The sequence below is a fragment of the Piscinibacter sp. genome, assembly GCF_047600445.1.
GTDB lineage: Bacteria > Pseudomonadota > Gammaproteobacteria > Burkholderiales > Burkholderiaceae_C > Piscinibacter.
Map to the genome: position 1 here is coordinate 60,897 of NZ_JASGKT010000001.1, position 25,165 is coordinate 86,061.

The window sequence follows — 25,165 nt, forward strand, 5'->3', positions numbered from 1 at the left end:
TCGAGAACAACACCCACCATGCGCCTGCCTCTCGCCCTCCTCGCCGCCGCGCTCGCCGCCCCGGCCCTCGCCCAGACCGCCGCGCCCGCGCAGCCCGCCAACGAGCAGGTGATCGTGCCGGAGGTGCAGCGCCGCGACGTGCGCATCCCGCAGTTCCCGTCCAAGGACTTCGAGGTCGGCCTGCTGGTGGGCACCTACGCCACGCAGAGCTTCGGCGCCAGCGCGGTGGGCGGCGTGCGCCTGGGCTACCACCTGAGCGAAGACTTCTTCGTCGAGGGCGTCTACGCGCAGACCAAGGTCAGCGACAAGACCTTCACCGAGATCTTCCCCGGCTCCGGCCCGCTGGCCGACACCGACAAGAAGCTCAGCTACTACAACGTCTCGGCCGGCTACAACCTGTTCCCGGGCGAGATCTTCCTCGGCAGCAAGTACGCCAAGGCCTCGTCGATCTACGTGATCGGCGGTGTCGGCAGCACCAAGTTCGCCAACCAGCGCAAGCAGACCTTCAACGTCGGCTTCGGCTTCCGCGTGCTGTTCAGCGACCGCTGGGCGGTGCGCGTCGACGTGCGCGACCACATCTTCAGCTACGACCTGCTGGGCGCGCGCCAGAACACCCAGAACATCGAGCTGACCACCGGCTTCGCCTACTACTTCTGAACCCCGCCATGAACCCCGCATCGACTCTTCCCGCCTCACCGTCGCGCCGCCGCCTGCTCGGCAGCGCGCTCGCGCTGTCGGCCGGCGCGGCGGTGTGCGGCACCGGCCGCGCCGCCGTCGGCAACGGCCCGGCGCCCGACTTCACGCTGCCCACCACCGCCGGCGCCAACCTGCGCCTGCTCGAGCAGCGCGGCCGGGTGGTGATGGTCAACTTCTGGGCCACCTGGTGCGGACCGTGCAAGGTCGAGATGCCGCACCTGGTGCGCCTGTACGACAAGTACCGCGCCTCGGGTTTCCAGTTGCTGGGCGTCAACATCGACGACGACCCGCGCAACGCCGCCAACAGCGCCGCCAAGCTGGGCATCACCTTCCCGGTGCTGCTCGACGGCGAGAAGCGCGTGGCCAAGCTGTACGACCTGAGCACGATGCCGACCACGCTGCTGATCGACCGCGACGGCAAGCTGCGCCACGTGCACCGCGGCTACCGCGACGGCTACGAGCTGACCTACGACCAGCAGGTGCGCGAGCTGCTGAAGGCATGATGGACACAAAACGCTCCGCCTTCCTCGCCGCGCTGGGCGCCACGGCCCTGCTGGCCGGCTGCTCGTCGTGGCGCATGCCCTCGCTGCCCGAGCCCTGGGTCAAGCCCTACGAGCGCGAGCGCCTGGCCGACCCGATCATGAAACCCGGCAGCGACGGCCTGGCCGCGCGGCACCGCGAGCACGTGCTGGTGGTGCGCGAGGCGGCGCGCGGCGCGAACTCGGCGCAAGGAGGCGGCTGTGGCTGCAATTGACAGCCCCCCCCGGAGCGCCCGTGGCGCGCCCCCCAGGGGGGCGCCGCCAGCGGCCCGGCAAAGCCGGTTCCGCGGCGGCCGCTCGACGCGTATCGGGCCCGCATGACCGGACTCTCCGGCATTTGGCAACGAGTGGCGGGTTTGTTCGGCAGCCTGCTCGCGGTGGGCGGCGCCAAGGCGATCGAACTGCCCGAAGACCGCGCCGAGGGCCTGTACCACCTCTACAAGGGCGGCGGCGTCACCGCCGACGGGCCGGCGCTGCTGGTGCGCAAGAGCCTGGCCGACAAGGTCTCGCTGTCGGGCTCGTACTACGTCGACGCGGTCAGCAATGCCTCGATCGACGTGGTCACCACCGCCAGCCCCTTCAAGGAGACGCGCAAGGCCTACGACTTCGGCGTCGACTACGCCTACCGCGACTCGCTGATGACGCTGGGCGTCTACCGCAGCAAGGAGCCCGACTACCAGGCCGACAGCGTCAGCATCGACGTGGCGCAGGAGGTCTACGGCAACATGACCACCGTGGCGCTGGGCTTCACGCGCGGCGTCGACAAGGTGTTCAAGGCCGGCGAGCCGAGCTTCTCCGACAGCGCCAAGCACTGGCAGTACCGCCTGGGCATCACGCAGGTGCTGACGCCGCGCCTGCTGGGCAGCGCCAACCTCGAGGTGGTGTCGGACGACGGCTACCTCGGCAACCCCTATCGCGTGGCGCGCGTCTACGGCGCCACGGTGGCCGAGCGCAACCCGCGCACGCGCACCAGCCGCGCGCTGAAGTTCAAGCTGATCGGCGACCTCGGCGAGCGCAACGCCGCGCGCGTCGAGTACCGCTACTTCTGGGACACCTGGGACATCAAGGCGCACACGCTGGAGGCCGGCTACAGCCGCTACGTCGGCAGCGACTGGCTGGCCGACGGCTTCGTGCGCTTCTACAAGCAGGGGCAGGCGCTGTTCTATTCCGACAACGCCACCAGCGAGACGCTGTACCTGTCGCGCAACCGCCAGCTCAGCGCCTTCCGCAGCTTCGGCCTGGGCGGCAAGCTGAGCTACACGGCCCGGCGCGTGCCCGGCCAGTACGAGCTGAAGATCGTCGGCGCCATCGAGCGCATCCGCTTCAACTACGGCAACTTCACCGACCTGCGCACCGGCAAGGCCTACGACTTCGACGCCAACCTGCTGCAGTTGTACGTGACGGCCACCTTCTGAGTCGACAAAAGAACACCATGCCGCTCTTCCACCGCCTCCACCGCGCGCTCGCCGGCCTTGCGCTGGCGCTCGCCGCGCTGCCCTCCCTCGCCCAACCCGCCGCCCAGCCGGCGGCCGCACCGGCCAGCGCGGCGCCCGCCGCCAGCGCGCCGGCATCGGGCGCGCTCGACACGCGCGTCCAGGAGGTCAAGGGCGACGTGATCCGCCTGAACCGCGACCTGCTGGTGCTGGAGGAGGAACTGCTGTTCCCCGCCAACACGCAGGTGGCCCTGTTCGTCTCGATGGACGTGGGCAAGCTGTTCCAGCTCGATTCGGTGCAGATCCGGCTCGACGACAAGCCGGTGGCCAACTACCTCTACACGCCGCTGGAAGTGACCGCGCTGCACCGCGGCGGCGTGCAGCGCATCTACCTCGGCAACCTGCGCGCCGGCACGCACGAGCTGGTGGCCTTCTTCACCGGCCAGGGCCCGCACGAGCGCGACTACAAGCGCGGCGCGACGATCAAGTTCGACAAGGGCACCGAGCCCAAGTACATCGAGCTGCGCATCAAGGACTCCACCGGCAAGCTGCAGCCCGAGTTCGACGTCAAGGTCTGGCAGTAGGCGTGCGCATGTCCGTGAAACCCCTGCTGGCCGCCGCCGCGCTGCTCGCCTGCGCGGCCGCCGGCGCCGCGCCGCCCAGACCCTGGCCGGTGCCGGCCAACGAGTCGGCGCGCCCGGTCGAGGCGCCGCACTACGGCGACGCGCTGTTCCATTTCTTCCAGGACCGCTACTTCACCTCGATCACGACGCTGATGGCCTCGCAGCAGTTGCAGCGCATCGCGCCGCACGACGACGAGGCCGAGGTGCTGCGCGGCGGCATGCTGCTGTCGTACGGGCTGCACCAGGAGGCGGGCGAGATCTTCACGCGCCTGATCGACCAGGGCACCGCCGCGCCGGTGCGCGACCGCGCCTGGTTCTACCTCGCCAAGATCCGCTACCAGCGCGGCCTGCTGGCCGAGGCCGAGGACGCCATCGCGCGCGTCGGCGATGCGCTGCCGGCAGCGCTCGAGGAAGACCGGCTGCTGCTGCAGTCCAACCTGATGATGGCGCGCGGCGACCATGCCGGCGCCGCCGCGCTGCTGGAAAGCGTCGACCAGCGCAGCCCGCTGGGCCAGTACGCGCGCTTCAACCTCGGCGTCGCGCAGATCAAGAGCGGCGAGGAGGACAAGGGCGTCAAGCTGCTCGAGGCGCTCGGCCGCGCCCCGGCGCCCGACGAGGAGATGCGTGCCCTGCGCGACAAGGCCAACCTCGCGCTCGGCTTCGCCGCGCTGCAAGGCGGCAAGCCCGACGAGGCGCGCAACGCGCTGCAGCGCGTGCGCCTGCACGGCATGCAGTCGAACAAGGCGCTGCTCGGCTTCGGCTGGGCCGCCGCCGAGCTGAAGGAGCCCAAGCTCGCGCTGGTGCCCTGGCTCGAGCTGGCCGGCCGCGACCCGAGCGACGCCGCGGTGCTGGAGGCGCGCATCGCGATCCCCTACGCCTACGCCGAGCTGGGCGCCTACGGCGAGGCCACCGAGCAGTACAACAACGCGATCGCCGCCTACGACGGCGAGGCCGTGCGGCTCGACGAGTCGATCGCCGCGATGCGCTCGGGCCAGTTGCTCGACGGCCTGATCGAGCGCAACCCCGGCGAGGAGATGGGCTGGTTCTGGAGCATCCGCACGCTGCCCGAGATGCCGCACGCCGGCCACCTGGCGCAGGTGATGGCCGGCCACGAATTCCAGGAGGCGTTCAAGAACTGGCGCGACCTGCGCTTCCTGGACCACAACCTGAAGGACTGGGACGACAAGCTCGGCGTGTTCGGCGACATGCTCGACAACCGCCGCCGCGCCTACGCCGAGCGGTTGCCGGCGGTGCAGGCGCAGGCCCGCGCCGTCAACCTGCAGGCCTTGCAGCAGCGCCGCGACGCGGTGGCCGGCGAGGTCGAGCGCGCGCTGCGCGAGCAGGACCCGCAGGCCTTCGCCAACACGAAGGAACACGAACTGCTGGCAGTGATCGGCGGCCTCAGGCAGGGCCTGGCCGACGTGGCCGACGCCGCCGAGGCCGAGCGCATCCGCGAGCGCACGCGGCTGGTGTCGGGCGCGCTGACCTGGCGCCTGGCGCAGGAGTACCCGGCGCGCTCGTGGGAAGCGCAGAAGGACATCAAGACCATCGACGCCGAGCTGGCGCTGGCCGGCGAGCGCGAGGCGGCCGTGGCGCGCGCGCAGGTCGAGGAGCCGGCGCGCCACGAGGCCTTCGCCAAGCGCATCGCCGAGCTGGGCCAGCGCATCAGGGCGCTGATGCCGCGCGTGGCCGCGCTGTCGGACGAGCAGCGCCGCGAGGTGCAGGAGATCGCCGCGGCCGAGCTGGGCCAGCAGAAGGAGCGCCTGGGCGTCTACTCGCAGCAGGCGCGCTTCGCGGTGGCGCAGATGTACGACCGCGCCACCTCCGGGTCGCAGAAGAAGGACAGCGATGCGCCGGCCCAATGACGCCATGAGCTTCGCGCTGCGTCCGCTCGCCGCGCTGATGCTCGCCGGGCTCGCGGCCTGCGCGAGCAAGCCCAAGAGCTACCCCGGCGACGACGAGCCGACGCTGGCCTCGCTGGCCGGCCGCACGGTCGAGGTGCCCAAGGATCGCGAGATCGTCGCCGACGAGGCGCAGACGATCGCGGCCTACCGCCGCTTCCTCGAGGTGGCGCCCAAGGCGCCGCAGCGCGCCGAGGCGATGCGCCGCCTGGGCGACCTGGAGATGGACATCGCCGACCAGCGCGCCGCCACCGGCGAGACGGCCGGCGGCAACCCCGACTACCGCGCCGCGGTGAAGCGCTACGAGGACTTCCTCAAGGCCTACCCCGACGACCGCGGCAACGACCGCATCCACTACCAGCTCGCGCGCGCGCAGGAGCAGGCCGGCGAGCTGGAAACCTCGCTGAAGACGCTCGACCACCTGGTCGCCAACTACCCGAACACGCTGTACCGCGACGAAGCCAACTTCCGCCGCGGCGAGCTGCTGTTCTCGCTGAAGGACTACGCGCGCGCCGAGCAGGCCTACGCCAGCGTGCTGGCCACGCCGTACCGCTCGGAGTTCAACGAGCGCGCGCTGTACATGCAGGGCTGGTCGCGCTTCAAGCAGGGCAAGCTGGAAGAGGCGCTGCAATCCTTCTTCGGCGTGCTCGACGCGCGCGCGCTCGGCCTGGGCGCCGAGGGCAGCCTGGAGACGCTGCCCGGGCTGACGCGCGCCGACCGCGAGCTGCTGGAAGACACCTTCCGCGTCACCAGCATCAGCCTGGCCAACCTGCAGGGCGCGCAGAGCATCCCGGCCTACATCGACGACCCGAAGCGGCGCTCCTACGAATACCGCGTCTACGAGCAGCTCGGCGAGCTGTACCTGAAGCAGGAGCGCGTCAAGGACGCCGCCGACACCTTCGGCGCCTTCGCGCGGCTGCACCCGCTGGACGGCCAGGCGCCGCAGTTGCAGGCGCGCGTGATCGAGATCTACCAGGACAACGGCTTCCCGGCGCTGGCGCTGGACGCGAAGAAGGACTACGTCTCGCGCTACGGCGCCGACAGCGAATTCCGCCTCGCCAACCCGCCCGGCTGGGCCAAGGCGCAGCCGCTGGTCAAGACGCACCTGACCGAGCTGGCGCGCCACTACCACGCCAGCGCGCAGAAGAGCAAGGCGAGCGCCGACTACCAGGAGGCGGTGAAGTGGTACCGCGCCTACATCGCCGCCTACCCCGACGACCCCGAGACCGCGCAGAACAACTTCCTGCTCGCCGAGCTGCTGTACGAGGACAAGCGCCTCGCCGAAGCGGCCGTGGAGTACGAGAAGGTCGCCTACCGCTACCCCGACCACGCCAAGGCGGCGGACGCCGGCTACGCCGCGCTGCTCGCCTACGCCGGGCAGGAGAAGGCGGCGCAGGGCGAGCAGCTCGCGGCCTTGCAGCGCGACGGCGTGGACAGCGCGCTGCGCTTCGCCAAGACCTTCCCGAAGGACGCGCGCACCGGCACCGTGCTGACCAACGCCTCGGAGAAGCTGTTCGCGCTGCGCGACCCCGAGCGCGCTGAAAGCGTGGCGCAGCAGGTGCTGCGGCTCGACCCGCCGGCCGCGCCGGCGCAGCGCCGCGTGGCCTGGACGGTGGTCTCGCACAGCGCCTTCGACAAGGGCCGCTTCGACGAGGCCGAGAAGGGCTACCGCGAGGTGCTGGCGCTGGTGCCCGAGAAGGACCCGGCGCGCGGCGAACTGGTCGAGCGCCTCGCCGCCGCGGTCTACAAGCAGGGCGAGAAGGCACGCGCGGCGGGCGACAACGCCGCGGCGATCGGGCACTTCAACCGCGTCGCCGCCGTCGCGCCGGCCTCGACGACGGTGCGCGCCACCGCGCAGTACGACGCCGCCGCCGCGATGCTGGCGATGCAGGACTGGGAGGGCGCCTCGCGCTCGCTGGAAGACTTCCGCAGCCGCTTCCCCAACCACCCGTTGCAGGCCGAGGTGGGCAACAAGCTCGCGCTGGCCTACCTGGAGCGCAAGCAGTGGGCCCAGGCGGCCGGCGAGTTCGAGCGCGTGGCGGCCACCAGCAAGGACCCGAACGTCGCGCGCGAGGCGCAGTGGCAGGCGGCCGAGCTGCACGAGAAGGGCGCCGACAACCGCCTCGCGCGCGCCAACGCCGCCAAGGCCTACGAACGCTACCTCAGGCAGTACCCGCAGCCGCTGGAGCGCAACCTGGAGGCGCGCGCGCGCCTGGCCAAGATCGCGCACGCCGACGGCGACCTCAGGCGCGAGACCGCCCTGCTCAAGGAGATCCAGCAGGCCGATCTCACCGGCGGCAGCGCGCGCAGCGACCGCACGCGCTACCTCGGCGCGAGCGCGACGCTGGCGCTGGCCGAGCCGGCGGCGGCCGAGTACCGCCGCGTGGCGCTGGTCGAGCCGCTGGCGCGCAACCTGAAGACCAAGAAGGCGAAGATGGAAACGGCGCTGAAGGCCTACGCGGCGGCGGCCGACTACGGCGTGGCCGACGTGGTCACCGCGTCGACCTTCCACATCGCCGCGCTGTACCAGGATTTCGGCCAGGCGATGCTGAAGTCGGAGCGGCCGAAGAAGCTCTCCAAGGCCGAGCGCGAGCAGTACGACGTGCTGCTCGAGGAGCAGGCCTTCCCCTTCGAGGAGAAGGCGATCGAGCTGCACGAAACCAACACGAAGCGGACCTCGCAGGGCATCTACGACAAGTGGGTGAAGCAGAGCTTCGAGGCGCTGGCGAAGCTGCGCCCGGTGCGCTACGGGAAAGCCGAACGCGCGGAAGGAGTGGTCGATGCGATCCGCTGATGCATGGATCCTCGCCGCGGCGCTGGCGGCCTCGGGCTGCTCGACGATCGAAAGCGGCATGAAGGCGATCCAGGACACCGTGGTCGCGCCGGTGGCCAAGGCCTTGACGCCCGAGCCGGCGGCGCCGGCCGCGTCGGCGGCCCCCGCGGCATCGGCGCCGGCCGATCCGGGCCCCACCTTCTCGCCGAACCTGAAGCTGCTGCGCCCCCAGGCGGCCGTGACGCCGGCCGCGCAGCGCGCCTTCGACGACGCGCTGCGCCTGCTGCGCGCCGGTCGCGGCGACGAGGCCGAACGCGCCTTCAAGGCGCTGGCGCAGTCCAACCCGGAGTTGGGCGGGCCGCACGCCAACCTGGGCCTGATCTACCGCCAGGCCGGCAAGTTCGACGAATCGGTCGCCGCGCTGGAGCGCGCCGTCGAGGCCAGCCCCGACCAGCCGGTCTACCTGAACCAGCTCGGCATCAGTCGCCGCCACGCCGGCCAGTTCGCCAAGGCCCGCGAGGCCTACGAGCGCGCGCTGTCGCTGGACCCGAACTACGCCGCCGCGCAGCTCAACCTCGGCATCCTGTTCGACCTCTACCTGGGCGACGGCGCGCGCGCGCTGGCCGCCTACGAACGCTACGCCGAGCTGTCCGGCGGCAAGGACGCCACGGTGGCCAAGTGGGTCACCGACCTGAAGAACCGCAAGCCGGCGCAAGGCAACGCGCCGGCGAAGAAGGAGCAGTCATGAAGCACGCGATCGCTTCCGCCCTGCTCGCGCTCGCCTGCGGCGCGGCGCTGGCGCAGGGCGCGAAGAAGCCGGCCGCCCCGGCAGCAGCCGCGTCGGCGCCGGCCGCCGCCGCGCCGGTGCAGGACAGCGCCGCCATCGACCGCCAGCAGATCATCGGCAACCGCGAGCTGCCCAAGGTGCTGTACATCGTGCCGTGGAAGAAGCCGCTGCCCGGCGACCTGGCCGGCCGCCCCGGCGGCGGCGTGCTCGACGAGGCGCTCGCGCCGGTCGACCGCGACGTGTTCCGCCGCCAGGTCCAGTACGACGCGCAGATCGCGCCGAAATAACCCACCCGAATCCAAGAGAGTCTTCACAGGAGTCACCCATGAGCGTGTTCGAGTTTGCCGTCAAGTTCTTCCAGGACAGCGGCGTCGCCATCTACTTCAGCATCGCGATCATGGCGGTCGGCCTGGCCATCGCCATCGAGCGCTTCGTCTTCCTCAGCCGCGCGCGCGCCGAGAACCGCCGCCTGTGGGCCAAGGTGCTGCCGATGCTGCAGAACGGCAAGTTCAAGGACGTGCTGAACGTCGCCTCCGGCTCCGACGCCGCGATCGGCAAGATCGTCGCCAACGGCCTGGAGCGCATGCAGAGCCCGGCGCGCCGCGAGGACATCGACAACGCGATGGAGGAAGGCATGATGGAAATCGTGCCGCGCCTCGAGAAGCGCACCCACTACATCGCGACGCTGGCCAACGTGATCACGCTGGTCGGCCTGCTGGGCACCATCATCGGCCTGATCAAGGGCTTCACCGCGGTGGCGGCGGTCAACCCGGCCGAGAAGGCCGAGTTGCTGTCGGCCTCGATCTCGATCGCGATGAACAACACCGCGTTCGCGCTGTCGGTGGCCATTCCCTTCCTGCTGATCCACGCCTTCCTGCAGGCGCGCACCAGCGAGATCGTCGACGGCCTGGAGGCCGCCAAGATCAGCTTCCTGAACGTGGTGCAGCGCGTGCGCAGCGACGCGGCGCCGGCCGCCACGCGATGAGAGTGCGTCGGCCGCGCAAGCCGGTTGCGCATCTCGAGGTCACCGCGTTCATCAACGTGATCGTGGTGCTGGTGCCGTTCCTGCTGTCGACGGCGGTGTTCTCGCGCCTGGCGGTCATCGAGCTGTCGCTGCCGGCGCAGAACTCGGGCGCCGTCGAGCAGCTCAAGGTCGACGACCTCAAGCTCGAGGTGGTGATCCGCCCCGACGCGCTGGACGTCGGCGACCGCATCGGCGGCCTGATCCAGCACATCCCGAACGATGCCCAGGGCTACGACCTGGCCTCGCTGGCCACGCTGATGCATCAGGTCAAGGCGAAGTTCCCGGACACCAAGGCGGCCACCGTGCTGGCGCAGCCCGACACCTCCTACGACGTGCTGGTGCACGTGATGGACACGCTGCGCGAGGGCGTCCCGCCGGGGGTCGACCCGCACGCCAAGGACGCGGCGGTCGAGCTGTTCCCCGACATCTCCATCGGCGACGCGCCGTTGAGCGTCGCCAAGAAATAGCACAGGGGCCGAGCGTGAAGCTGACGCCACTCGAAAAGCGCGCCGCCCGCAAGGAGCGCAACCATTCCGGCCTCGACATGAACCTCGTGGCCCTGATCGACATCTTCACGATCCTGATCTTCTTCCTGATGTCGAGCACCGGCGTCGAGATCCTGTCGACCGCGCAGGCCATCAAGCTGCCGCAGTCGACCGCCGAGAAGATGCCGCGCGAGATGCTGGTGGTGACGGTCAGCGCCACCGACATCCTGGTCGACGGCCGCAAGGTCGCCAGCGTGGCCGAGGCGATGGGCGGCGACGGCGACCTGATCCCGGCGCTCAAGGCCGAGCTGGACCTGCACGCCGGGCGCACCGTGCTGCGCAAGGAGAACGAGGCGCCGCCGAGCCAGTCGGTGACGATCATGGGCGACAAGGAAATCCCCTACCGGCTGCTGCGCAAGGTGATGTTCACCGCGGCGCGCGCCAACTACAGCGACGTGTCGTTCGCGGTGACGCAGAAGGCGGGCAAGGCATGAGCGCGGCGGCCATTTCCTTCCGTCCGAAGATCCTGCCCTGGGCGGTGGCGCCCGAGGACGAGGCGCGCTTCCGCCGCATCCTCAACATCGTGCTGGCGGTGTGCGCGATCGTCTGCCTGGTGCTGCTGTTCAGCCCCAAGCCGCAGGTCGACCGCGCCGCGCCGCCCGAGGTGCCGCAGCGCCTGGCCAAGCTGGTGCTGGAGCAGCGCGAGACGCCGCCGCCGCCCAAGCCCGCGCCGGTGACGCCGGCCGAGCAGCAGGCCAAGAGCGCCGACCGGCCCGAGGTCGCCAAGCCGCTGCCCGACGCCAAGCCGCTGCCCAAGGCGGTGGCGCCGGAGGCGCGCCGGCCCATCCCCGGCAAGCCGCCGGGCGAGATCGAGGGCGCGCGCCGCAAGGCCGCCGGCGTCGGCCTGCTGGCGATGAAAGACCAGCTCGCCGAACTGCGCGGCGCGCCGGTGGCGGTGCAGCTCAACCCGAACATCAAGGCCGGGCCCGGCGTGGGCGCCGGGGTCGGCGTGGGCGTCGGCGCGGGCAAGGACCCGGGCCTGCCCGACCGCAACCTGATCACCTCCAACGCCAGCGGCGGCTCGGGCGGCATCAACACCGCCGCCTACAGCCGCGACACCGGCGGCGGCGGCCTGGCCGGGCGCGCCACCACGCTGGTCGAAGGCGTGGCCGGCGGCGGAGGCGGCGGCGGGCCGGGCGGCGGCGGCAGCTCGGGCAAGGGCGGCACGGGCACCGGCGTGGGCGGCGGCGGCGGCTCGGGCGGCAGCGTCGCCAAGGGCGGCGGCGGCAAGGCCTCGCGTTCGCTGGAGGAGATCCGCCTCGTGTTCGACCGCAACAAGGGTGCGATCTACGCGATCTACAACCGCGCGCTGCGCGACGACCCCTCGCTGCAAGGCAAGGTGGTGCTGAAGCTGTCGATCGCGCCCTCGGGCCAGGTGACCGACGTGCGCGTCGAGTCGAGCGAGTTGAAGGCGGCGGACCTCGAAGCCAAGCTGCTGGCGCGCATCCGCAGCTTCGACTTCGGCGCGAAGGACGTCAATCCGATGACGGTGACCTACCCGCTGGACTTCCTGCCGTCCTAGTCAGTCGTCAGCAGTAGTCAGGCGCGCCGCAACACCAGCACCTGCGCGCTGCGCCGCGGCGGCAGCGCCGGCTCGTCGCGGCGCGCGGCGGCGAACCACGTGGCCATGCGCTCGGCGAGCCCGGGCCGCGCCAGCGTCGGCAGCGGCGTCGGCGCCGGCATGCGGCGGCGCGCCGGCAGCCCCGGGCTCACGAGGCAGGCGTGCGGCAGGCTGGAGGCGCGAAGCGTGGTCATGGATGTCACCGGTGGTGGAGCGGTGCAGCGAAGGTAACCGCGGGTTACCGGCGTGCCCATCCCCTGAAACGGGGACGGCGCCACAGTGGCGCCAACAAGGCCCGACAAGGGCTCAGCGCGGATCGCCGTCGGGCAGCCCGGCCATCCACAGGCCCACCGCCAGGCAGATCGCGCCGGGCAGCCAGCGCCAGGGCGACGGCATCATCCACCAGGCCCAGGCGCTGCCGACGCTCATCATCGTCCAGGCGAGCTGCTTGGCGCGGCGCGGCACCGCGCGGCGCGCGCGCCAGTCGGCCACCATCGGACCGAAGCGCGGATGCGCGAGCAGCCAGGTCTCGAAGCGCTCGCTGCCGCGCGAGAAGCAGAACGCCGCCAGCAGCACGAAGGGCGTGGTGGGCAGCAGCGGCAGGAAGATGCCGACGATGCCCAGCGCGAGGCTCGCGAAGCCCGCCGCCGTCCAGCAGGCGCGCTGCCACGGCGGGCGGTGCGGCGGGGACGGCAGGCTGCTCATCGCGGCATTGTCGCCGCGGCGTGCCGGATACTCCGTGCCCATGAGACTCGCCCTGCTGACTTCCTGCGCCTTGCTGCTCGCGCCGTCGTGGGTCGGCGCGCAAACCACGCAAGACAGCGCCGCCGACTGCGTCGCGATGGCCGAGCCGGCCGCGCGCCTGGCCTGCTACGACCGGCTGCACGGCCGCGGCGAGGCCGCGTTGCTGCCCGTGGCGCCGGCGCCGGCCGCCGCCGCGAGCGCCGCGGCACCGAGCGCCAGCCTGTCCGACGACGACACCACGCTCGGCACGCGCTGGGACCTGGACGGCCAGCGCGGCGCGCTGTTCGCGCCGCGCGCCTACAAGCCGGTCTACCTGCTGCCCGCCACCTGGACCGACCGCATCAACCGCGCGCCCGAGTCGCCGTCGCCGCGCAACCAGGTGGGCGATCCGATGGTGCTCAAGGCCGTCGAGGCCAAGTACCAGATCAGCCTGAAGGCCAAGTTCGCGCATTCGCTGGCCGGCACGCCGCTGAGCCTGTGGGGCGGCTACACGCAGTCCTCGCGCTGGCAGGTCTACAACGGCGCCGATTCGCGCCCCTTCCGCGAGACCAACTACGAGCCCGAGCTGATGGTGGTGGCGCCGCTGAAGCTCGAGCTGCCGGGCTGGACGCTGCGCATGGCCTCGCTGTCGCTGAACCACCAGTCCAACGGCCGCGCGCTGCCGCTGTCGCGAAGCTGGAACCGCGTGATCGGCGGCGTGGCGGCCGAGCGCGACGACTGGATCGCCGAGCTGCGCGCCTGGCGGCGCGTCCGCGAGGACGCGGACGACGACGACAACCCCGACATCGCCGACCACGTCGGCCGCGCCGAGCTGCGCCTGGCGCGCTACTGGGGCACGCACGCGCTGGCGCTGCAGGTGCGCCACTCGCTGCGCGGCGGCGGGCGCTCGCGCGGCTCGGCGCAGCTCGACTACGTGTTCCCGCTGGCCGGCGCGCTGCACGGCCAGCTCCAGATCTTCAGCGGCTACGGCGAGAGCCTGATCGACTACAACCTGCGCCAGACCAAGGCCGGGCTGGGCGTGACGATCGCGGGATGGCGTTGAGCGCCGCCCCGAACGCGCCCGTGCGGCCGCTGGCGATCGCGCTGGCCGGCCTGCTGGCGCTGGCCACGGCGATGGGCATCGGGCGCTTCGCCTTCACGCCGCTGCTGCCGATGATGCTGCACGACGGCCTCGTCGACCTGCCCGGCGCGAGCTGGCTGGCCACCGCCAACTACCTCGGCTACTGGCTCGGCGCGATGGCCTGCGCGCTGCAGCCGGCGCTGTGGCGGCGCTGGGGGCGGAGCGCGCTCGCGCACACCGCGGCGGTGCGCGCCGGGCTGGTCGCCACCGTGCTGCTGACGCTCGCGATGGCGCTGCCGCTGCCGGCGCTGTGGCCGTCGGCGCGTTTTCTCGCCGGCGTGGCCAGCGCCTTCGTGTTCGTCTACGTCTCCGGCTGGTGCCTGGCGCGGCTGGCCGCGCTGAGCGCGCCGGCGCTGACCGGCATCATCTTCGTCGGCCCCGGGCTGGGCATCTCGGCCAGCGGGCTGGCCGCCGGCGCGATGGTGGCGCAGGGCGTGGGCGCGACCACCGGCTGGGCGGTGTTCGCGCTGCTGGCCGCGCTGCTGACCGCGATCGCCTGGCCGCACCTGCGCGGCGCGGTGGCCGCCCCGGCGGCGGACGACATGCACGACGCGGCGCCGCCGCGCGGCACCATCGCCGCCTTCACGCTCGCCTACGGGCTGGCGGGCTTCGGCTACATCGTCACCGCGACCTTCCTGCCGGTGATCGCGCGCCAGGCCTTGCCGGGCTCGGTGTGGCTCGACCTGTTCTGGCCGCTGTTCGGCCTCGGCGTCGCGATCGGCGCGCTGATGACGCTGCGCGTGCCGGCGCGCATCGACCGCCGCCACCTGCTGATGGCCTGCTACGCGATGCAGGCGGCCGGCGTGCTGCTCAGCGTGTGGCTGCCGACGCTCGCCGGCTTCGCTTTCGGCAGCCTGCTGCTCGGCCTGCCCTTCACCGCGATCACGCTGTTCGCGATGCAGGAGGCGCGCCGGCTGCGCCCGCACGGCACCTCGGCGCTGATCGGTTTGCTGACGGCCGCCTACGGCCTCGGCCAGATCGCCGGGCCGCCGATGGTGGCCTGGCTGCTGGCGCGCACGCGCAGCCCGGCCGAGGGCTTCGCGCTGGCCTTGGAGACGGCCGCGGCGGCGCTGCTGGCGGGGCTGGCGATCTACGGACTGCTGGCGCGGCGCCAGCCGCTCAACGCCGCGGAGTGCCGGCCGGCGGACCGCGCCGCTCGAGGTGGCGGAAGGTGATGCGGCCCTTCGACAGATCGTAGGGCGAGAGCTCCAGCGACACGTTGTCGCCGGCCAGCACGCGGATGTGGTGCTTGCGCATCTTGCCGCCGGCGTAGGCGATCAGCGCGTGCCCGTTGTCCAGCGTCACGCGAAAGCGCGAGTCGGGCAGGACTTCGTTGACGACGCCTTGCATCTCGATGAGTTCTTCCTTGGCCATGCGGTATCACTCCGGGAACGTGGTGGATGGGGCTAAGGCGGGCGCGGGCCGGCCGATCCAGGCCAGCGCCTGCTCGGTGGCGAAGCGGGTCGCCTGCTCGCGGCTGTCGAAGGCGGGCACGAAGCGCATCACGCGGTCGTGCGTCATGCTGCCGCGGCCGCTGCGGATGGAGACGGCGGCGGCATAACGGCCGCCGCCCAGGGGACGGGTCAGGGGAGAAACGAGGTACTTCCCGATCTGGAGGGAGGATTGAATGGAGATTCCTTGTGGGGCCGGCATGCCGCAGCGCGAGCTGCTGGCGGACCGGCGTGGACGGCGCGCATTCAGCGCGTGCGTGGCGGGGAGATCGACTCGCGATCCCGGCGATGGGCTTCATGCTTCACAGCAGGTACACCATCGCGATGAGCGGCGCAGTTTACCACGCGGGCCCATCGCTCGACCGAGCACCTCGCCACGAGCGGCTGGGCCGTTGATCCGCAGGCGGGCTTGACACCTGCCAAGAGTCACCTAAGATTTAAACACTCGTTTAAACCAATCGGTGAACAATGCCCTCGAAGATCGGCGCCGGCCCAGCCCGGCCCGCCTCGCAGTCGTTGCACGACGGTGACGCCACGCAGACGCGCGAGCGCATCCTCGACGCCACCTTCCGCCGCCTCGTGGCCGAGGGCTACGCGGCGCTGAGCGTGCGCGAGATCGCCCGCGACGCGGGGGTCAACCACGCGCTGATCAACTACCACTTCCGCAGCAAGGACCAGTTGGTCATCGCCGTGCTCGACGCGGTCAACCAGCGCCTGCTGGCGCGCCAGGCGTCGATGTACGAAGGCAGCGGCGGCTTCGCGCAGAAATGGGCCGCGGCGCGGCGCTTCTACGAGGACGACCTCGCCTCGGGCTTCGTGCGCCTGCAGGCCGAACTGTGGGCCGCCAGCCTGTCCAACGCCGAACTGCGCGAGAAGTTCCTGCCGCGCCTGCTGGCCTGGAAGAAGCTGGTGCTCGTCGGCGTGCGCGAAGCGCTGGCCGCGTGGCAGGCCGAGGGCGGCAAGCTGCCACCGCCGTTCACGGCCGAGGTGATCGCCTGCTGGGTCTCGGAGTTCTGGCTCGGCATGGAGTTCGCCGACCTGCTGGGCGTGAAGGAAGAGCAGACGCAGCACCGCGCGGCGCTGGACGCCGTGGGCTGGCTGCTCGAAGCGCTGGACGCCAAGGCCGCCAAGGCCGGCAAGCCGCGCCGGAGCCGCCCATGAGCACGAGCAAGCGCCCGCCGCCCGAACGCCTGAGCCTGATCGCCGGCCCCCTGCCCGAGCCCGGCGCGGTGCCGCATGCCGGCGCTTCGCCCTACGAGACCGTGCAGCCGGCGCACGAAGGCTTCGTCGAGCGCGGCGGCGTGAAGCTCTGGTACGCGGTGTGGGGCGACGGCGGCCCGTGGCTCGCCTTCGCGCCGGCCTTCCAGATCGTGCACAGCCAGATGCTCAAGAGCGCGGTGCCCTATCTCTCGCGGCACTTCCGCGTGATCACCACCGACGGTCGCGGCAGCGGCCGCTCCGATCGTCCATCGGGGCAGGCCGCCTACAGCTTCGAGCACTTCCACGACGACTTCGTCGCGGTGCTCGACGCGGCCGGCGCCGAACGCGTCGCGCTGGTCGGCATCTCGGCCGCGGCGATGACGGTGCTGCGCGTGGCGGCCGAGCAGCCGCGGCGCATCACGCACGTCGTCACGGCCGGCGGCTTCGCCGACTCGCTCGTCAGCGATCCGAAGCTCGCGCAGCGCGTGCAGGCCGAAGGCGAACTGCTGCACGGCGACTGGCCGGCTTACGTCGACTGGTTCATGGGCACGATCTTCAGCGAACCGCACTCGACCAAACCGTATGAAGACGGCGTGCACTACGCCTGGGCCACCAACGCCGAGTGGCTGGGCTGGTGCCGCCAGGCCTGGATGGGGCAGGACGTGCGCGGCTTCGCGCGCCGCGTGCAATGCCCGACGCTGGTGATCCACGGCGACGACGACCGGCGCGTGGCCCATGCGCGCGGCGAGGCCATCCACGCGCTGGTGCCGGGCGCGAAGCTGCTCATGGTGGGCGGCGGCGGCCACGTCACCGCGGCGCGCGACCCGGTGCTGTTCAACCGCGCGCTGCGCGAGTTCATCGCCGGCGCGCCGCAGCGGCGCCTCTGGACCCGTGCGATGAAGCGCCCGCGCCGCGCGCTTTTCATCTCCAGTGCGATCGGGCTCGGCCACGCGCAGCGCGACCTGGCCATCGCGCGCGAGCTGCGCAAGCTGCAGCCCGACCTGGCGATCGACTGGTTCACCGTCGACCCGGCGGCGCGCTACCTCGAGCGCGAGGGCGAGCGCATCCACCCGATCACGCGGCGCCTGGCCAACGAGAGCCGCCACTTCGAGCGGGTGGCCGGCGAGCACGACCTGAACGCCTTCTTCGCGCTGCGCACGATGGACGAGGTGATGAACCACAACGTCATGACCTTCCTCGACCTGATGGAGGCCGAGCACTACGACATCGTGATCGGCGACGAGGCCTGGGACGTGGACTACCACTACCACGAGAACCCCGAGCTGAAGCGCCAGCCCTACGTCTTCCTCACCGACTTCGTCGGCTGCCTGCCGATGGAGGAAGGCAACGCGCGCGAGGCCGCGCTGTGCGCCGACCGCAACGCCGACGACATCGAGCACGTGGCGCGCTACCCCTATCTGCGCGACGCGGCGATCTTCGTCGGCAACCGCGAGGACGTGACCGAGCAGCCCTTCGGCCCCGGCCTGCCGGGCATCCGCGAGTGGACGGATCGCAACTTCTGTTACTGCGGCTACTGCCTGCCGTTCGACGCGAGCGCGCTGGCCGACACCGAGCGCCTGCGCGACCGGCTCGGCTACCGGCGCGACGAGAAGATCGCGATCGCCGCGGTGGGCGGCACCGCCGTCGGCGCGCACCTGCTGCGGCGCATCGCGGCGGCGTTCCCGCGCATGAAGCGCGAGCTGCCCGAGCTGCGCCTGATCCTGGTCACCGGCCCGCGCCTGGACACCGAGGGCTTCGCGCCGCAGCGCGGGCTCGAGCTGCGGCCCTACGTGCACAACTTGTTCGAACACCTGGCCTGCTGCGACCTCGCGCTGGTGCAGGGCGGCCTGTCGACCACGATGGAACTGGTGGCCACGCGCCGGCCCTTCCTGAGCTTTCCCTTGCAGCGCCACTTCGAGCAGTGCGTGCACGTGCGCCGGCGCCTGGCCAACTACGCCGCCGACCGCTCGATGGACTACGCCGCCACGCTCGACCCCGAGGCGCTGGCGCGGCGCGCGCTGGAGGCGATGCACCAGCCGGTGCGCTACCGGCCAGTGGAAACCGACGGCGCGGCGCGCGCCGCGCTGCGCATCGCGCAGGTGCTCGACAACCGCGGCTGACTCGCGCCGTCACCGCTCACGAACCGGAGGCCTCTCATGGCAATCCTTGCCGTTCTTTACGCAGTGCTGGTCTACGTCTTTTTCCTCGCCACCTTCGTCTATGCGATCGGCTTCGTCGGCAATTTGCCGCTGCTGCCCAAGACCATCGACAGCGGCGCCGTCGCGCCCTTGTTCGAAGCGCTCGTGATCAACCTCGCGCTGCTGGCGCTGTTCGCCGTACAGCACAGCGTGATGGCGCGGCGCGGCTTCAAGCGGTGGCTGACCAGCGTGATTCCCGAATCTATGGAGCGCGCCACCTTCGTGCTCGCCGCCAGCGCCGCGCTCGCGCTGCTGCTGTGGCAGTGGCGGCCGATCGCCGAGCCGCTGCTGTGGTCGGTGAACGACCCGGCCGGCCGCTTCGTGCTGCAAGCCGTGTTCTGGCTCGGCTGGGGCGTGCTGCTGATCAGCACCTTCCTGATCAACCACTTCGAGCTGTTCGGGCTGCGCCAGGCATGGACGGCGCTGCGTGGTCGCGCGCTGCCGGCGCCGGAGTTCCGCACGCCGCTGTTCTATCGCCACGTGCGGCACCCGATCTACCTCGGCTTCTTGCTCGCCTTCTGGGCCACGCCGGAAATGAGCGCCGGCCACCTGCTGTTCGCCGCGGGCAGCACCGGCTACATCCTGCTCGGCATCTGGTTCGAGGAACGCGACCTGATCGCGCAGTTCGGCCAACGCTACCTCGCCTACCGCGAGCAGGTCGGCATGCTGCTGCCGAAGCCCGGCGCACGCGGCGACAAGAGGCACACACAGCCCTGATCCGCACGCCCCGCTCAGCCGCCGCGGCGCGGCCGCTGCCACGCCCACAGCCGCGCCGCCCAGCCCAGCATCGCCAGCGCGAACAGCACCGCCGCAAGCACCAGCACGAGCGACGGCTCGCCAGCCAGCGCCGCCGCCACGCGCAGCAGCGCGGCGGCCTGCAGCACGACGAACAGCGCCCAGGCCGGGCCGTCGGCGGCGATCGAGCGGCCGGCCTGGCCGCTGGCCACGCGCGTGACCATGGCCATCATCATGGTGGCCAGGAAACCCGCCGCGAAGGCGTGCTGCGCGGCGCGCGGCAGGCCCAGCGCGGCGAGCGCGAAGGCGGCGGCCAGCCACACGATGCCGGCTTGCAGCATCACGATCAGCCTGAGCCGCGCGCCGCCTTGCAGGCGCAGCCAGCGCGCCGCCAGTGCCAGCAGCAGCAGCGCGGCGGCGCCATCGACGCCGATGCGCAGCGCAGGCCACGGCTCGGCCAGCGCGAACAGCCCTTGCAGCAGGCACAGCGCCAGCAGCGTGGCGAGCAGCCAGTGCGGCGCGCGCGCCGCCAGGCGCGGCGCCACGTCGTCGTCGAACACCGGCAGCATGCGGTGCAGCGCGGTGACGAACACCGGCGCGACGAAGCCCCACAGCCCGAGCTGCAACACGGCGCGGGCGATGTCGTCGCGGCCGGCGGCGAGCGCGGCGGCGGCGGCCAGTTGCAGCGCGCCGCCCAGCCACGAGGCCGCGGCGATGAGGCGCAGGTGCACTCGCCCGGGCGCCGCCGAGCGGCGCAGCAGGCCGGCGAGGCGGCCCACCAGCCGCAGCCAGGCGAGCGCCGCGAGCGCGATACCGAACGCCGCCAGCCACGCATGCCCATGCACACCCGGCATGAAGACCAGCCAGCCCAGCGTCTGCAAACCCACCGGCACGCGCAGCGCACGCGCCGGCAGCGGCGCCACGCGCAGCCACTTGGGCCCGGCGGTGAACAGGAAGCCGGCGAAGAACAGCGGCATGAAGCCGAAACCGAACAGCAGCCCGTGCGCCAGGCCGGGCGGCACGGCCCAGGGCCAGGCGAGGCCGGCGGCTCGCGCCAGCAGCCAGGCCAGCCACCACAGGCAGGCGCAGGCCAGCACCAGCGCCGCGGCCGAGAAGCCGAGGCGGTGCGGCATCGCCTCAGGCCGGCTGCGCGGCCTCGGCGCGGGTCAGCAGCCGTTCCATCAGCTCGCGCACGCTCTTGATCTGCTCGCCGAAGGGCAGCGCGCCGGCGCCGCGGAAGAACAGGCCCTTCTTGAGGTCGCCGCGCAGCGCGGCGGCGAGCTGGTTGTCGATGCAGAACTGGCCCCAGCCCTTCAGCCCGTCGCGCAGGCCGCATTGCGCCAGGCAGTCGAAGGCCTTGGTGCAGCGTGCCTTGACGTGGGTGACGGCCTGCAGCCTGTGCTCGATCTTCAGGTAGGCGCGCAGCCAGGGCGTGGCCACCGCGCGCGCCGGCAGGCCGGCGACGCTGGTGAACTCGACCATGTCCTCGTCCCCGGCCCCGGCCAGCACCTGCTTGAAGGCCTCGCTGGCATCGCTCTCGGCGGTGACCGCGAAGGGCGTGCCGAGCTGCACCGCGGCCGCGCCCAGCGATTGCAGCCGCGCGATGTCCTCGAAGCGGCGGATGCCGCCGGCGGCGATGAGCGGCACCTCGCGCTCGATGCCGGCGCTGCGCAGGAACTCGCGCGATTGCGGGATCGCGTTCTCGAAGTCGAAGCGCGGGTCGCCGAGGTCGGCGATCTTCGCCGCGCCGAGGTGGCCGCCGGCCAGGCGCGGATGCTCGATGACGATGGCGTCGGGCAGGCGCTTCTTGCGCTCCCACTTCCTGACGATCAACTGCACGCCGCGCGCGTCCGACAGGATGGGCACGAGCAGCGCGTCGGGATGCTCGGCGGCGAGGTCGGGCAGGTCCAGCGGCAGGCCGGCGCCGACCACCACCGCGTCGATGCCGGCTTCCAGCGCGCGCCTGACCGACGCGGCGTACTCGGCCACCGCGCGCATCACGTTGATGGCCAGCAGGCCGCGCCCCTGCGACAGCCGGCGCGCGGCGACGATCTCGCGCTCGATGGCTTCGAGGTTGGCGGCGTCGATGCGCGCCTTGGTGTCGGCGTCCATGCCGGGGCGCGCGGCCAGGCCCTGCGTGCGCGCCATCAGGTCGGGATGGTGGCGGCGCAGGTCGACCGACGAGATCGTTCCCACGCCGCCGAGCGCGGCCACGCTGCCGGCCAGCCGGTGCGCGGACACGCCCACGCCCATGCCGCCCTGCACCACGGGCAGCAGCGCGCGGCCGCGCAGGCGCAGCGCCGCCAGGCCGCTGCGCTCGAAATGCGGCCGCATGCGCGGGTCGATGGCGTCGTGGCCGGTCTGGGGGGTCTGGGTCTGGGTCTCGGTCTTCAACAGCATGGGCAGTCGATCCTCCAGGCTGCGACTGTCGCGGCGGCGCGGCCGGCCCGCGTTGAGAGCCGTCAAGCACGGTTCACACGCGCGGCGACAATCGTGCGATGAATGTTTTTGGCATCGCCGGCCACTCCGGCATGGGCAAGACCACGCTGCTGGAGCGGCTGATCCCGCTGCTGACCGCGCGCGGGCTGGCGGTCTCGCTGGTCAAGCACAGCCACAAGGCGATCGAGGTCGACCGCCCCGGCAAGGATTCGTACCGCCTGCGCGAAGCGGGCTGCCAGGAGGTGCTGCTGCTGGGCGAAGGCCGCTGGGCGCTGATGCACGAGCTGCGCGGCGCCGCCGAGCCCTCGCTGCCCGAGCTGCTCGGGCGCCTGCAGCACTGCGACCTGGTGCTGATCGAGGGCTTCAAGTCGGGCGACTTCCCGAAGCTCGAGGTGTGGCGCCCGTCGCTGGGCCGCGAGATGCTGTGGCCGGCCTGGCCGGGCATCGTCGGCATCGCCTCCGACGCGCCGCGGCCCGCGAACGCGGCGAGCGGCCTGCCGTGGCTGGACCTGCACGACGCCGGCGCGCTGGCCGGGTTCGTGCTGGCCAACGCGCGGGCGCGCTCAGGCTGAGGTCACTTCGACGGCGCCCGCGAGGCCGCCGGCAGCGCCGCCGCGCCTTCCTTCTCCGCGCCGATGAACTGCTCGATCGGCGGCAGCGTGTGCGCGATGCCCTTGTGGCAGTCGATGCAGGTGAGCCCGGCGTTGAACGCCTCCTGGTGGGTGTTGGCCGCGCGCCGGTTCTGCTCGGCGTAGTCCATCGAGTTGAAGTTGTGGCAGTTGCGGCACTCCTGGCTGTTGTTCTTCTTCATGCGGTCCCACTCGTGCTGGGCCAGCACCGCGCGCTTGGCGTTGAACTTCTCGGGCGTGTCGATGGTGCCCAGCGCCTTGTGCAGTAGCTCGTTGCTCGCCTGGATCTTGCGGATGATCTTCGGCACCCACTCCTTGGGCACGTGGCAGTCCGGGCAGGTGGCGCGCACGCCGGTGCGGTTCTGGTAGTGCACCGTGTTGCGGTACTCGACGTAGACGTTGTCCTTCATCTCGTGGCACGAGATGCAGAAGTCCTCGCGGTTGGTCCATTCGAGCACGGTGTTGAAGCCGCCCCAGAACAGGATGCCGAACACGAAGGCGATGCCCACCGCGCCGGTGGCCAGCCCCCACACCCACAGGCCGAGGCGGCGGATGTTGCCCTTCTCGTCGTTGTTGCCGGCCATGCGATTCACCTCACTGCAGCCCGCGGGCGCGCTGGAAGCCGTTCTCCACCAGCGGCTTGGCGTCGGTCTGCGGCACGTGGCACTGGGTGCAGAAGTAGCGGCGCGGGCTGATGTTGTCCAGCTCCTGCCCCTCGCGGGTGCGGAAGTGCGTGACGCTGACCTTGGTCGCGCCGCTGGCCTTGGCCTTCTGCCAGGCGTGGCAGTCCATGCACTTGTTGAAGTTCTTGGTGATCTGGTAGCCGGCGGTGTTGTGCGGGATCAGCGGCGGCTGCTGCACGAAGTCGCGGTCGGCCACCGAGTGGTCGCGCTCCTGGTGCGAGGCCACCGGCGGGTTGTCCTGCGTCACCGGCGTGCCGTCGCGCAGGCCGCGCAGCTTCACCGGCTCGTCGGCGGCCGGGGCGAGCTGGGTGCCCAGCGCGAAGATGCCCGCGGCGAGTGCGTACTTGAGGAGGTCGTGGACTCTCATGGTCAGTCCCTTCGGGTGTCGAAGCGGTGGGTGAATCGGAAGACGTTCGGGCCGCACACGTCGATGCAGCGCCCGCAGTTGCTGCACTCGCGCTCGGTGATCACGGGCGCGGCGCCGTCCTTGCCCTTCAGCGGGATCACGATGACCTGCGGCTCCGGGCACACGGCGTAGCAGTCGGCGCAGTCGTTGCAGCGGCTCGAATGCGCGGCGCTCACGCGCAGCAGGCTCTTGCTGCCGATCAGCGCGTAGGCGGCGCCCATCGGGCACAGGTGGCCGCACCAGCCGCGCGGCGCGACGAGCAGGTCGAACACGAACACCGCCGCCGCCGCGCCCCAGGCGAGCGTGCCGCCGAAGATCAGCGCGCGCTGCGTCAGCGAGACCGGGTTGACGCTCTCCCACACCATCTGGCCGGCCAGCGCGCTGGCCGCCAGCACGGCGGCGAGCAGCCAGTAGCGCAGCCCGCCGCGCGGCGCGCGGCCGGTGGTGATGCGCAGGCGGCGGCGCAGCCACGAGGCCGAATCGGTGACCACGTTGACCGGGCAGACCCACGAGCAGAACACGCGCCCGCCGGCCAGCGCGTAGAAGGCGACCACGATGGCCGCGCCGGTCAGCGCCGCGGCCTCGGGCCAGTGCCCGGTGGCCAGCGACTGCGACAGCACGAAGGGGTCGGTCAGCGGCAGCACGCCCAGCGTCAGGCTGGACGCGAGGTTGCCCTTGACGATCCACAGCCCGGCCAGCGGGCCGGCCAGGAACAGCGCGAGGATGCCGAGCTGCGACAGCCGGCGCAGCAGCAGGAAGCGGTGCGCCGCCCACCAGCCCTTGCTGCGCACGGCCTCGCGCCCGGGCGTCTTGACGGCGCCGGCGCGGTGCAGGCCGAAGCTGCGGCTGACGGCGGGCGTGCTCACTTGGCCGCTCCCGACGCCGCGGGCGGCGCCGCGTAGGGGTCGCGCCCCGAGCGCAGCGGCACCAGGTCGCCCGGCACCGCCTGCTCGGGCAGGTTCTGCACCGGCTGCTCGAACGTCGGCCGCCCGGGCTGGTTGCCGGCCTCCCAGCCCTTGCGGTAATGGTGGCCCAGCTCGCCGCGCGCGATCTGCGGCGGCAGCACCTTGATCGCCGCCTCTTCGAGCACGCAGCTCTTCTCGCACTTGCCGCAGCCGGTGCAGGCCTCGGCGTGCACCGTGGGCAGCAGCATCGCGTGGCGGTCGCTGCGCGGGTTGCTGAACTTCTCCAGCGTGATCGCCTCGTCGATCACCGGGCAGACGCGGTAGCACACGTCGCAGCGCAGCCCGAGGAAGTTCAGACAGTTCTCCTCGTCGATCAGCACCGCCACGCCCATCTTCGCCTGGGTGATGTCGGTCAGCGCGTGGTCGAGCGCGCCGGTCGGGCAGGCCTTGACGCAGGGGATGTCCTCGCACATCTCGCAGGGGATGTCGCGCGCCTCGAAATACGGCGTGCCGATCGCCACGTTGCGCGCCAGGCCGTCGCCCCACTTCGAGAGCTTCAGGTTCTGCGGCGGGCAGTCGCGCACGCACAGCCCGCAGCGCACGCAGGAGGCGAGGAACAGGTCCTCCATCAGCGCGCCGGGCGGACGCAGCGCCTGCGCCGGCCGCGCCGCCGCGGGCCGGCCGACCAGCGCGGCGCCGCCGGCGATCAGCACGGCGGTGCCGGCGCTGGCGGCGCCTTGCAGCAGTTCGCGGCGATTGACGTTCATGGCTCG

At 71.9% G+C, this 25,165-nt stretch carries 29 protein-coding genes; 19 read left to right on the top strand and 10 right to left on the bottom strand.

Features of this window, described 5'->3' with window-relative positions; genetic code table 11:
• Positions 1–18 precede the first annotated feature (18 nt).
• The 13 genes from QM792_RS00290 (at position 19) to QM792_RS00350 (ending at position 11,843) form a co-directional block, all read left to right on the top strand.
• Positions 19–657, top strand: coding sequence for an outer membrane beta-barrel domain-containing protein (locus tag QM792_RS00290; protein ID WP_415147169.1), 639 nt, complete (start codon positions 19–21; stop codon positions 655–657).
• An 8-nt stretch (positions 658–665) separates the two neighbouring features.
• Positions 666–1,199 carry a peroxiredoxin family protein gene (locus tag QM792_RS00295; protein WP_415147170.1) on the top strand — a complete coding sequence of 178 codons (534 nt, stop codon included), beginning with the start codon at positions 666–668 and terminating at the stop codon, positions 1,197–1,199.
• Positions 1,196–1,450, top strand: coding sequence for a DUF4266 domain-containing protein (locus tag QM792_RS00300; RefSeq protein WP_415147171.1), 255 nt, complete (start codon positions 1,196–1,198; stop codon positions 1,448–1,450). Before QM792_RS00295 ends, QM792_RS00300 begins: the two co-directional genes overlap by 4 nt.
• A 102-nt stretch (positions 1,451–1,552) precedes the next feature.
• Positions 1,553–2,650, top strand: a complete 1,098-nt coding sequence (locus tag QM792_RS00305) for a DUF3570 domain-containing protein (protein WP_415147172.1) — start codon at positions 1,553–1,555, stop codon at positions 2,648–2,650.
• Positions 2,651–2,667: 17 nt separating this feature from the next.
• On the top strand, positions 2,668–3,252 hold the full coding sequence (locus QM792_RS00310) for an AraC family transcriptional regulator (RefSeq protein ID WP_415147173.1): 585 nt from the start codon (positions 2,668–2,670) through the stop codon (positions 3,250–3,252).
• Between the two features lie 8 nt (positions 3,253–3,260).
• The gene (locus tag QM792_RS00315; RefSeq protein ID WP_415147174.1) at positions 3,261–5,156 is read left to right on the top strand and encodes a tetratricopeptide repeat protein; all 1,896 of its coding nucleotides are present in this window, start codon (positions 3,261–3,263) and stop codon (positions 5,154–5,156) included.
• 4 nt (positions 5,157–5,160) lie between these two features.
• Positions 5,161–7,986 (top strand): tetratricopeptide repeat protein, encoded by a 2,826-nt coding sequence (locus tag QM792_RS00320; protein ID WP_415147175.1) that lies wholly within the window; start codon positions 5,161–5,163, stop codon positions 7,984–7,986.
• A complete protein-coding gene (locus QM792_RS00325; protein ID WP_415147176.1) occupies positions 7,973–8,713 on the top strand; it encodes a tetratricopeptide repeat protein in 741 nt (246 codons plus the stop codon). The genes QM792_RS00320 and QM792_RS00325 overlap by 14 nt, the downstream gene beginning before the upstream one ends.
• Complete coding sequence (locus QM792_RS00330) at positions 8,710–9,039, top strand: hypothetical protein (RefSeq protein WP_415147177.1); 330 nt, start codon at positions 8,710–8,712, stop codon at positions 9,037–9,039. Before QM792_RS00325 ends, QM792_RS00330 begins: the two co-directional genes overlap by 4 nt.
• 38 nt (positions 9,040–9,077) lie before the next feature.
• Positions 9,078–9,737 carry a MotA/TolQ/ExbB proton channel family protein gene (locus tag QM792_RS00335; RefSeq protein WP_415147178.1) on the top strand — a complete coding sequence of 220 codons (660 nt, stop codon included), beginning with the start codon at positions 9,078–9,080 and terminating at the stop codon, positions 9,735–9,737.
• On the top strand, positions 9,734–10,243 hold the full coding sequence (locus tag QM792_RS00340; protein WP_415147179.1) for an ExbD/TolR family protein: 510 nt from the start codon (positions 9,734–9,736) through the stop codon (positions 10,241–10,243). Before QM792_RS00335 ends, QM792_RS00340 begins: the two co-directional genes overlap by 4 nt.
• Before the next feature lie 14 nt (positions 10,244–10,257).
• Positions 10,258–10,755, top strand: a complete 498-nt coding sequence (locus tag QM792_RS00345) for an ExbD/TolR family protein (protein ID WP_415147180.1) — start codon at positions 10,258–10,260, stop codon at positions 10,753–10,755.
• Complete coding sequence (locus QM792_RS00350) at positions 10,752–11,843, top strand: TonB family protein (protein ID WP_415147181.1); 1,092 nt, start codon at positions 10,752–10,754, stop codon at positions 11,841–11,843. The genes QM792_RS00345 and QM792_RS00350 overlap by 4 nt, the downstream gene beginning before the upstream one ends.
• Before the next feature lie 17 nt (positions 11,844–11,860).
• Here QM792_RS00350 and QM792_RS00355 read toward each other — a convergent pair whose 3' ends face one another.
• Together QM792_RS00355 and QM792_RS00360 are read right to left on the bottom strand one after the other, a co-directional pair.
• Positions 11,861–12,076, bottom strand: coding sequence for a hypothetical protein (locus tag QM792_RS00355; protein WP_415147182.1), 216 nt, complete (start codon positions 12,074–12,076; stop codon positions 11,861–11,863).
• Positions 12,077–12,188: 112 nt separating this feature from the next.
• Positions 12,189–12,587, bottom strand: a complete 399-nt coding sequence (locus tag QM792_RS00360; protein ID WP_415147183.1) for a YbaN family protein — start codon at positions 12,585–12,587, stop codon at positions 12,189–12,191.
• 40 nt (positions 12,588–12,627) lie between these two features.
• On the opposite strand from QM792_RS00360, the gene QM792_RS00365 reads away from it, so the two are divergent.
• Positions 12,628–13,668 carry a phospholipase A gene (locus QM792_RS00365; protein ID WP_415147184.1) on the top strand — a complete coding sequence of 347 codons (1,041 nt, stop codon included), beginning with the start codon at positions 12,628–12,630 and terminating at the stop codon, positions 13,666–13,668.
• Complete coding sequence (locus QM792_RS00370) at positions 13,659–14,921, top strand: YbfB/YjiJ family MFS transporter (RefSeq protein ID WP_415147185.1); 1,263 nt, start codon at positions 13,659–13,661, stop codon at positions 14,919–14,921. Before QM792_RS00365 ends, QM792_RS00370 begins: the two co-directional genes overlap by 10 nt.
• Here QM792_RS00370 and infA read toward each other — a convergent pair.
• Together infA and QM792_RS00380 are read right to left on the bottom strand one after the other, a co-directional pair.
• A complete protein-coding gene (gene infA, locus QM792_RS00375) occupies positions 14,866–15,120 on the bottom strand; it encodes a translation initiation factor IF-1 (RefSeq protein WP_415147186.1) in 255 nt (84 codons plus the stop codon). The two genes, QM792_RS00370 and infA, sit on opposite strands and share 56 nt — an antisense overlap.
• A 6-nt stretch (positions 15,121–15,126) precedes the next feature.
• On the bottom strand, positions 15,127–15,267 hold the full coding sequence (locus QM792_RS00380) for a hypothetical protein (RefSeq protein ID WP_415147187.1): 141 nt from the start codon (positions 15,265–15,267) through the stop codon (positions 15,127–15,129).
• A 398-nt stretch (positions 15,268–15,665) separates the two neighbouring features.
• On the opposite strand from QM792_RS00380, the gene QM792_RS00385 reads away from it, so the two are divergent.
• From QM792_RS00385 to mddA, 3 genes are read left to right on the top strand one after another with little or no spacing between them, the layout of a single operon-like run.
• Positions 15,666–16,358: a TetR/AcrR family transcriptional regulator gene (locus QM792_RS00385; RefSeq protein WP_415147188.1), complete on the top strand. Its 693-nt coding sequence runs from the start codon at positions 15,666–15,668 to the stop codon at positions 16,356–16,358.
• On the top strand, positions 16,355–18,517 hold the full coding sequence (locus QM792_RS00390; RefSeq protein WP_415147189.1) for an alpha/beta fold hydrolase: 2,163 nt from the start codon (positions 16,355–16,357) through the stop codon (positions 18,515–18,517). Before QM792_RS00385 ends, QM792_RS00390 begins: the two co-directional genes overlap by 4 nt.
• 36 nt (positions 18,518–18,553) lie before the next feature.
• The gene (gene mddA / locus QM792_RS00395) at positions 18,554–19,312 is read left to right on the top strand and encodes a methanethiol S-methyltransferase (RefSeq protein WP_415147190.1); all 759 of its coding nucleotides are present in this window, start codon (positions 18,554–18,556) and stop codon (positions 19,310–19,312) included.
• A 14-nt stretch (positions 19,313–19,326) separates the two neighbouring features.
• Here mddA and QM792_RS00400 read toward each other — a convergent pair whose 3' ends face one another.
• Complete coding sequence (locus tag QM792_RS00400; RefSeq protein ID WP_415147191.1) at positions 19,327–20,463, bottom strand: NnrS family protein; 1,137 nt, start codon at positions 20,461–20,463, stop codon at positions 19,327–19,329.
• Positions 20,464–20,467: 4 nt separating this feature from the next.
• Complete coding sequence (locus QM792_RS00405) at positions 20,468–21,664, bottom strand: NAD(P)H-dependent flavin oxidoreductase (RefSeq protein WP_415147883.1); 1,197 nt, start codon at positions 21,662–21,664, stop codon at positions 20,468–20,470.
• A gap of 164 nt (positions 21,665–21,828) precedes the next feature.
• Between QM792_RS00405 and mobB the strand changes: the two genes are divergently transcribed.
• Positions 21,829–22,341 (top strand): molybdopterin-guanine dinucleotide biosynthesis protein B, encoded by a 513-nt coding sequence (gene mobB, locus QM792_RS00410; protein ID WP_415147192.1) that lies wholly within the window; start codon positions 21,829–21,831, stop codon positions 22,339–22,341.
• 2 nt (positions 22,342–22,343) lie between these two features.
• Here the strand turns inward: mobB and QM792_RS00415 are convergent, their stop codons facing one another.
• Genes QM792_RS00415 through napG form a run of 4 tightly spaced genes read right to left on the bottom strand, consistent with a single transcriptional unit; the run spans position 22,344 to position 25,159 of the window.
• Complete coding sequence (locus QM792_RS00415; RefSeq protein ID WP_415147193.1) at positions 22,344–22,982, bottom strand: NapC/NirT family cytochrome c; 639 nt, start codon at positions 22,980–22,982, stop codon at positions 22,344–22,346.
• Positions 22,983–22,992: 10 nt separating this feature from the next.
• Entirely contained in the window at positions 22,993–23,448 is a 456-nt protein-coding gene (locus tag QM792_RS00420; RefSeq protein ID WP_415147194.1) for a nitrate reductase cytochrome c-type subunit, read from the bottom strand.
• A gap of 2 nt (positions 23,449–23,450) precedes the next feature.
• Positions 23,451–24,353, bottom strand: a complete 903-nt coding sequence (gene napH, locus QM792_RS00425; RefSeq protein ID WP_415147195.1) for a quinol dehydrogenase ferredoxin subunit NapH — start codon at positions 24,351–24,353, stop codon at positions 23,451–23,453.
• Positions 24,350–25,159, bottom strand: a complete 810-nt coding sequence (napG, locus tag QM792_RS00430) for a ferredoxin-type protein NapG (RefSeq protein ID WP_415147196.1) — start codon at positions 25,157–25,159, stop codon at positions 24,350–24,352. The genes napH and napG overlap by 4 nt, the downstream gene beginning before the upstream one ends.
• Positions 25,160–25,165: the final 6 nt, after the last annotated feature.